Source organism: Acidovorax sp. KPB24-07 (genome assembly GCF_057543315.1).
This window is the reverse complement of record NZ_BAAJYS010000578.1, coordinates 1-1,641: the sequence shown is the minus strand read 5'-3', so window position 1 is coordinate 1,641 and position 1,641 is coordinate 1. Positions and strand designations below refer to the sequence as shown.

Annotated in this window: 2 protein-coding genes; one reads left to right on the top strand and one right to left on the bottom strand. The window is 72.6% G+C overall.

What is annotated here, in order from left to right; translation table 11 throughout:
* Positions 1-848: phosphatase PAP2 family protein (locus tag AC27IQ_RS24025; RefSeq protein ID WP_487091059.1), on the top strand; the 848-nt coding region annotated here is incomplete at its 5' end.
* 117 nt (positions 849-965) lie between these two features.
* Here AC27IQ_RS24025 and AC27IQ_RS24020 read toward each other — a convergent pair.
* Positions 966-1,641, bottom strand: a 676-nt coding sequence (locus tag AC27IQ_RS24020) for an MFS transporter (protein ID WP_487091058.1), incomplete at its 5' end; no start/stop codon positions are given.

Sequence of the window (1,641 nt, the reverse complement as noted above, 5' to 3'; positions counted from 1 at the left end):
CGCATGATGGACGTCCAGGCCATGGCCCTGTGGGCCGGATCGCACCCCCTGACCGTCTGGACCGGGGGACTGGCCATCGCGCTGGTGGCCGCCGCTGCGGCCTGGGCGGCCAACGGGCCGCTGCGCACGCATGGGGCCCGGTGGGTCGCCCCCTGGACCGAGCGCTGGGCGCGCCGCAAAACGCCGGCGCGCGGCTGCTGGCCACCCTGTGCGTGGCTGCCCTGCTGCTGCTGGCGTGCGCGCAGGCGCTGGCCGCCATCGCAGAGGAATGGGCCGCGCCCACCGCGTGGGCCCTGTTCGACGACACCCTGGCCGCCACGCTGCGCGCCACCGCCAGCGTGGCCACGCTCACCCTGTTCGCGAACCTGACCCACGCCGGCGACACCGCCGTGCTGACCGTGCTGACCGTAGCCGTAGCCGTGGCCCTCTGGCTGCGCCGTGACCGCCTGCTGGCCCTGGGCTGGACGGCGGCGCTGGCCGGCAACGGGCTGCTCACGCGCGGCTTCAAGCACACCTTCGAACGCGTGCGGCCGGTGCACACGCACGAGATCGCCGTGGCCGACGGCTTCAGCTTTCCGAGCGGGCACAGCAGCAGCTCGCTGGTGGCCTATGGCATGCTGGCCTATCTGGCGCTGCGCCTGCTGCCCGCGCGCTGGCACCTGCCGGCCGTGCTGGTGGCGGTGGCCACCGTGTTCACCGTGGGCTGGAGCCGCGTGGTGCTGCAGGTGCACTTTGCCAGCGACGTGCTCGCCGGCTGGCTCACCGGCGGGGCATGGCTCGTGTGCTGCGTGATGGTGATGTCGGGCATCGGCCACTGGCGGCGCTCACGCGCCACGCCCGTGGCCTGAGAACGTGTTCAAAGTCTTCGGGGAGTCGCGCCAGTGTCTTTTCGGGAGGGGATGCAAGACTGGCCCTTCGGGTTGGAGCGCAATCTCCCAAAAGGCATTGAACACGTCATGAGGGCCTCAGCCCGCCGCACGCCCCGCGCGGTCCGCCGCCAGAGACCAGCCGAACACCGCCAGCCCGCCCAATGCCAGCAGCACGCCCACCCCGCCGGTGGAGGTCCAGCCCAGGCCGGCCGTGATCGCCACGCCGCCCAGCCAGGCGCCCAGCGCATTGGCGCAATTGAAAGCCGAGTGGTTGAGGGCCGCGGCCAGGGTCTGCGCCTCACCGGCCACGTCCATCAGCCGGATCTGCAGCGCCGGGCCGATGGCGACGATCGTGCCCAGCAGGAATGTCGCCGCCGCCGCCGTGACCACATGGTGCGCCGCGAACACGAAGCCGCCCAGCACCACGATGGACCACAGCAGCAGCCCGCCGATCGTGCGCATCAGCGATTTGTCCGCCAGGCGGGCGCCCACCAGGTTGCCCGCCACCATGCCCGCGCCGAACAGCGCCAGCACCAGCGGCACACCGGCCAGCGGCAGCCCGGCCACCTCGGTCAGCGTGGGCTTGATGTAGCTGAACACCGAGAACATGCCGCCGAAGCCGATCGCCCCGATGCCCAGCGTGAGCCACACCTGCTTGCGCCGCAGGGCGCCCAGCTCGCGCCAGGGGCTGGCGCCTTCGGCCGGCGGCTGGTAGGGCACGCCCCGGCGCACCATGGCCATGGCCGCCACCGCGATCAGCCCCACGAAGACG